This window comes from Mucilaginibacter lutimaris (assembly GCF_042676625.1).
Lineage (GTDB): Bacteria > Bacteroidota > Bacteroidia > Sphingobacteriales > Sphingobacteriaceae > Mucilaginibacter > Mucilaginibacter lutimaris.
The window spans coordinates 120,620-127,127 of sequence record NZ_JBHTIA010000005.1 but is presented as its reverse complement, the minus strand read 5'-3'; the positions used below and the strand labels follow the sequence as shown (position 1 = coordinate 127,127).

The 6,508-nt window shown below is 43.9% G+C and carries 6 protein-coding genes; 2 read left to right on the top strand and 4 right to left on the bottom strand.

Features of this window, described 5'->3' with window-relative positions:
* Nucleotides 1-550: 550 nt before the first annotated feature.
* Entirely contained in the window at nucleotides 551-2,947 is a 2,397-nt protein-coding gene (locus tag ACFQZI_RS10335; RefSeq protein ID WP_377142151.1) for a glycoside hydrolase family 3 N-terminal domain-containing protein, read from the bottom strand.
* Between the two features lie 105 nt (nucleotides 2,948-3,052).
* The gene (locus ACFQZI_RS10330; RefSeq protein ID WP_377142148.1) at nucleotides 3,053-3,805 is read right to left on the bottom strand and encodes a hypothetical protein; all 753 of its coding nucleotides are present in this window, start codon (nucleotides 3,803-3,805) and stop codon (nucleotides 3,053-3,055) included.
* Between the two features lie 126 nt (nucleotides 3,806-3,931).
* Between ACFQZI_RS10330 and ACFQZI_RS10325 the strand changes: the two genes are divergently transcribed.
* Nucleotides 3,932-4,387, top strand: coding sequence for a DUF2147 domain-containing protein (locus ACFQZI_RS10325; protein ID WP_377142146.1), 456 nt, complete (start codon nucleotides 3,932-3,934; stop codon nucleotides 4,385-4,387).
* A gap of 80 nt (nucleotides 4,388-4,467) precedes the next feature.
* Nucleotides 4,468-4,935, top strand: a complete 468-nt coding sequence (locus ACFQZI_RS10320) for a DUF2147 domain-containing protein (protein ID WP_377142143.1) — start codon at nucleotides 4,468-4,470, stop codon at nucleotides 4,933-4,935.
* Nucleotides 4,936-5,005: 70 nt separating this feature from the next.
* On the opposite strand, the gene ACFQZI_RS10315 is transcribed toward ACFQZI_RS10320, so the two are convergent.
* Nucleotides 5,006-5,578: a YceI family protein gene (locus tag ACFQZI_RS10315; RefSeq protein WP_377142141.1), complete on the bottom strand. Its 573-nt coding sequence runs from the start codon at nucleotides 5,576-5,578 to the stop codon at nucleotides 5,006-5,008.
* A 112-nt stretch (nucleotides 5,579-5,690) separates the two neighbouring features.
* Entirely contained in the window at nucleotides 5,691-6,503 is an 813-nt protein-coding gene (locus tag ACFQZI_RS10310; RefSeq protein ID WP_377142138.1) for an alpha/beta fold hydrolase, read from the bottom strand.
* Nucleotides 6,504-6,508: the final 5 nt, after the last annotated feature.

Here is a 6,508-nt window from a genome sequence, read left to right as displayed (position 1 = left end):
CAGTATCTTTCTTTGAACATGTTGATACCAACTGTTTATAACCAAACCTGCTCTCAACTCTTTTCACTTAAGTACCATACAAACATAGGAGTAACCAAAGAAAAGTCGCGACTGCGCCACCTTCTGTTAAAGTCGGTGCTGCTGCAGTGCCTGTACTACCCGAATGTGACAAGGTCGCATTTTGAGGTGTCGTTCCGTTTGTGCTTTTATTTGAAGGTAAATTTTTCGTAGTTTAAATTTTGTTTTTGCACTCCAGAGGGTTACGCCATTTTTATAATAAAACAATTTTCAGGATACTTTTCCCGGGCGGTGGCCCTAACGTCAAAGCGGGCGGGCCGGGTGTATGGCGGGAATGTCGGTTTAGCTTTCGAACTCGCGGTAGCGGGAGAAGGCGTTAAGAACCGGCAGGGCGGGCGGAAGCTTCGCTTTGACTTGGCCTTTTCTTTTGGTTACTTTTCTTTGCGGCTAAGGCAAAGAAAAAGTAACATCCACAGGCTTAGCAAAACTCACTGCCGGACCTAACGAAAAACTAATCAGCGAACATAACCCATTACTCCACAGTAAAACTCTTTTTCAACTTAATATCTTCTGACGACGCGCCTATCCACACCTGGAAGGTGCCGGGTTCAACCGTCCAGTTCATGTTTTTGTCGAGCAAGGCCAGGTCATCGGGGTGCAGGGTAAAGGTAACGGTTTTCTTTTCGCCGGGGTTTAAGGTAACGCGTTCAAAACCACGCAGGTCATATTCGTAGTTGGTAACGCTGCTGACATCGTCTTTCAGGTAAAGCTGTACTACATCATCGCCTTTGCGCTGGCCGGTATTGGTTACATCAACTGTAACGGTAACATCGCCCTGCGATTGACCCTTTTCCGGCGACACCTGTAAGTTGCTGTACTCAAATTTGGTATAGCTTAAACCGTATCCAAACGGATATAGCGCGCCATTAACACTGGTATGCCCCCATCCGTTTTTACCACCCTGCCCAATCTGCGAGTTTGGTTTGAATGGAAAGTTAAATTCAATTTGTCCTGTTGTTTTCGGGAATGTGATAGGCAGCTTACCGCCGGGATTGTTATCGCCAAATAAAGTTTCGGCAATTACTTGCCCGCTTTGTACGCTGGGGAACCAGGCCTCTAAAATGGCCGGCACATATTTATTTTCCCAATTAATGGTAAGCGGCTGCCCGTTTATCATTACCATAACCACCGGTTTACCGGTTGCCTGCAAAGCCTGTATCAGTTTTAACTGGCGGCCCGGCAGGTTTAGGCCAGTGCGCGAAAGGCTTTCGCCCACACGGTCAATATCCTCGCCTACAACAGCTATAACTACGTCGCTTAATTTTGCCTGTGCCACTGCCGAATCTATCCCCGCCTGCTCCTTTGCGGTAAGCGGCGTTTCAATGATCTCGCTTTCGGGCCAGGTAGCATCCACCATGTCGCAGCCCTTTACGTAGCTCACCTTACCCGCAGCGCCCATGTAGGTCTTAACCCCATCCAGCACGCTAATGATCTTGTTGTGCGACGGGCCGTACCTGCTTATGGTGTAGTTACTCTCTACTGCCAGCGGACCGGTTACCAATATATTTTTGTATTTGCTTTTATCTAAGGGCAGCAGGTTGTTCTCGTTCTTTAAAAGCACCATGCTTTCGCGGTTCATTTTTAAGCTCATGGCTGCATCCGCGGCGGTATGCACCACTTTATCGGCGGCTTTGGGGTCTTTTACATACGGATCATCAAACAACCCCAAACGGAACTTTACCCGCAGCACATCTGCCACGCGGGAGTCGATAACCTTCATCGAGATGCGGTTCTCTTTTATCAACTGGCGCAGGGGCAGTATAAATGTTTGCGGCGGACTAAAGTTGGTGCGCACGTTAAGGCCTGCCTCTACCGCCTGCCGAACGGCTTCTTTATAGTCAATAGCCACCTTATGTTTCGAGAACAGGTATTCTACCGCCTCGCTGTCGCTAACCACGTAACCCTGGAAACCAAACTTCTGGCGCAGCAACTCAGTTAAAAAGTAATAGCTGCCGGTAACCGGCACGCCGTCCCAATCGTTATAACTGCTCATAACGCCCATGGGGTGGGCTTCCTGTACCACCCGGCGAAACGGGTATAGATAAATCTGGTGCATCTCGCGCGGGGCAACATGCGGGTCGGTGCGGGCGCTGCCATCGCGGCCACCTTTGGGCACGCTGTAAACAGCATAATGTTTCAGGGTAGATGCCACGCCCTCTTCCTGTATGCCCAATACCATTTGCTTGCCCATTTCGGCTATCAGGAACGGGTTTTCGCCGTAACATTCCACTACGCGGCCCCAGCGCTGGTCGCGTGCCGGGTCGAGTATGGGCGCGTATACATTGGTGTAGCCAAGTGCCTTAGCTTCGCGGCCAACGGTTTGGCCTGCCTGCCTAACCAGGGCTTTATCCCAAGTACTGCCAATACCTATTGGCGCGGGCAGCGGGGTGGCGCGGTCGTGGTTAAGGCCATGGATGCCCTCGTTGGTAAAATCTACGGGGATACCCATGCGGGTTTCTTCTACAAACCATTTTTGCACGGTGTTAATAGCCGACGCGTGCTTGCTGAATGGGTAAGAGTATTGGGTGGGCGCATCATCGGTATGCGAGGTAAGGTTGTTCAGTTCTTCATCAATATTGGCTATTCCATCCTTCCATATCTCGTTTTTCCAATTAGCGGTTGGCATTTCATCCTTCAGCACGCGCTTATAGCCATAAAGGGTAGCCATCTGGCAGGTTTTTTCTTCTACGGTCATCTGGCTTAACAGGTCGGTAATGCGCTTTTCTATGTTTTGCGATGGGTCTTCGAACACATCCATCCGGCCATTCTTATTAAAATCTACCCAGCCTTTGTGGTATATATTTTTTTGCTGAGCAGAAGCAGATATGGCCAGCCCTAATAAAGGCAGCAGCAATGGCAGTTTTTTCATACAAGTAAGCAACGTATTTTGGTTTACAAACCAAATATATAAAAGTGAAAAGCCCCCGGTGCATCCCGGAGGCAATCAATTCACTATAACGTTTTCGTTGGGGTGTTATTTGATGATGTACTCGTAGGTAACATTGCTGTCATCGAAATCCCTATAATCTGCCACCATTGAAACAGGAAGGTTGTCTTCGTTGTACTGGAAAGTAAAATGCGCGTATGGCTCTTGCCCAATAGTTCTTGATTCTACTAAATTATTGGGACCGCTGCTACGACCATCCGGGCCGAAAAAAAAGGGATTACTTCCTTTGACCATACTGAATGGATCTTTTTTATCATCATAAACAAACACAGTTTCTGAATTTTGACTTTGATTATTTTTATTTATTTCTTTGGAAGATATAAGATTACCCTTGCTATCATACTTATATTCATAGGAATAAACAGGGTCATCGTCATAAGTCTTTTTCACAATCTTATTATTGGACAATTCATACGTTTGCTTTGTTATGGTGTGCGTGTCCTGATAATCGTATTTCTTTGTGATATGAATTTTATTAGCTTCATAGGTATATCTCGACACATATGTAACCAATGATACATGAATATCATATGTCTGCACTTCAGTTAAACGGTCCTGCGCATCGTAAACAAATCTGTATTCAAACACCTCAGGAATTAGCCAGGTTTTTAATCTATTCTTTTCATCATACGTAAATGTTTCAGAAATCCGGTTATCAGTAATGATCTGTTTCAGTAAATAAGTTTTTGTTTTGGGGATAGCAGGAATACTATCTTTTGTGCAAGACTGAAATGATAGGATTGCTAATAGCAATATCAGTAAAAAGGAGATTTTTTTCATAAAAGGTTTAAACTACTAAAATAAAACCTTTTGTTGATTATTGGATGATTTGTTGTGCTCAATATAAACAATTATGTAATTATGCGTTATTGTATAAGCTATTTTAAATAACAGCTAATTCCCAATATGCGCTACGTTTTTATTTTACTGCTAACGGCACTTTGTTCTTTCACAACTACAGATCCGGATGATATTGCCAAAGCCAACCTGATCTGCGGCAAATGGCAATCGAGCGAGAAGAACTTAACAGTTGAGGTTTACCCTTATAAAAACACTTTTAAAGCAAAAATAATTTGGTTTAGCGGGGGCGTAACCAAAGCAAAGCCCATGGAAACCATTACCGACATTAAAAACCCCAACCCTGCCCTACGCAGCCGTAAAGTGCTTGGGCTTGATGTGGTGGAGAACCTACGGTACGACGCGAACTCTAACACCTGGGAAAGCGGTAAGATCTATGAAGTGCAAAGCGGTAAATATTGGAGCGCTTCCGCCTACATTGATAAGGCCGGCCTTTTAAAGGTAAAAGGGTACTGGAAGGTTAAGCTTTTAGGTAAAACCATGACTTTTAACAGGATACTATAAATAATTTTGTTTTTCCTGAAAAATAGATTGTAAAACTGGCATTACTATTGTCTATATTGTATTAACAAATTGACACTAATATGGCAAATCAGTTTTTATGTAGCTTTATGGCTTTAATGCTTGTTGGTAGTACAAATTACCATACACCTGTTGTAAAAAACGATGCGGCCGCCGCTGAAAAGGTTTGCGGCAAGTGGCAATTAAAAGACGAAAAATTAATTGTACAGGTTTATAAAGAAGGACAGGAATTTAAGGCTAAGATTGTTGATTTCGACGACCATGATAATACCAAGGAGCTTGACTACTGGACGGATGAAAATAACCCCAACCCTGCCCTGCGCAGCCGTAAGCTTTTGGGCATGAACGTGCTGGAAAAACTTACCTACAACCCCGAAACCAACAGTTGGGAAGATGGTATAATATACGATGCCAAACACGGCCGTCACTGGAATTCATCGGCCTATATTGATAAAGACGGGGCACTTAAAGTAAAGGGATACTGGCATTACAAGTTTATAGGTAAGACACTAACCTTTAAACGGATCTAAAAAAATATACGAGCATAAAAAAGGCGGCCCTTATATAAAGGCCGCCTTTTTGTTGATATACGAAAAACTATTATTGTTTCAGGAATTCGCCGCTTGCGTTAAGTTCAACCTCGTCGCTAAGCATTGGTGAGCCGTATTTTGAGCCAAAACCAAAGTCAGAACGTTTGATGGTACCGGTAATTTTAAAACCGGCATCAGGGCCTTTTGTCATTGGGTTGGTGATGGTACCACGGTAAGTAACATCTAATACAATAGCTTTAGTAACACCATGCAGGGTTAAGTTACCGGTTACTTTGTATTTGTTGGTACCTGCAGGTTTAACGTTTGTGCTTTCGAAAGTTACTGTTGGAAATTTGGCAACATCAAAAAAATCGGCAGATTTTAAATGACCGTCGCGGTTGTCATTAGCTGTATTTACCGATGCAGCATTAGCAGTGAATGAGTATTTAGCGTCGCTAAAATCTGGTTTGGCGGCAACGATGGTCGCGTCAAAATCTTTAAAAGTACCATCAACATCAGATACCGCAAGGTGGGTAATGGTAAATTTAACTTGTGAGTGTGCTTTGTCTGCTTTCCAGGTGCTTTGCGCGAATGCCGTTTGCATAAATAATGCGGCTACAGCTAAGGTTAAGATCTTTTTCATTTGTTTAATTATTTCGTTTAATATTTGAATGTGCATCAAAGATATACAAAGGTTTCATATGCAAACCAAAAAAGATGTTTAAACATCTTTTTTGAATAAGTGATGACAATTATTACTTGCCTGTAAAGAACGCGTCAACCCTTTTGTTGAACTCCGCGGCATATTCTATAAGCGTACCGTGGCCGGAGTTTTTCACTATCCAAAGTTGCGAGCCGGGGATATTGGCCTGTATTAAACGGGTATGTTTATCGGCAATTACATCGTGGTCGCCGGCAATGATAAGGCCGGGGCAATTTATTTTATGCAGGTCGGTTAGTTTGATATTCGGTTGCTCCCAGTCGAGCATAAACATTTTCCAGTTGTTTCTTTCTTTGGCTGTGCGCCATTTCCGGTTCTTATTTTGCTCGTAATATTTTTTAGAATTTGGCCAGCCGTTAGGGTCGGCGTAGCTGGAAGCATCGGGCGTAATATTTGCCCCTGTTGATGCAAATTTGATCACCTTATCCGGATGGCGTATAGCCATTAATATGGCATTGATACCACCATCGCTCCAACCCAATACATACGCTTTGGGTATGTGCATCACATTTAGCAACTCCGCAAAATCATCGGCCATTTGTTCAAAGGTGATGGATGGGCTGGTATCAACAGACTTGCCCTGCGAGCGGCTATCAACCAAAATCACCCTATATTTTTTACTAAAGTAGGGTACATTCTCGCTAAAGGCGCTCATATCGCCGCCATTGCCATGTATCATTAATAAGGGTTCGCCTGTGCCGTATTCTTCTACATAAAGCTTTATGCCGCGCACATCGTAATATTTACCAACCGCCGTGTTTTTACCATAAGGTATTTTTTGGCCGAAACTCAGCATAGATAATAATTGCGGTATAATGGCCATCAGGATGATTCGTTTTAGGTGCATATCGC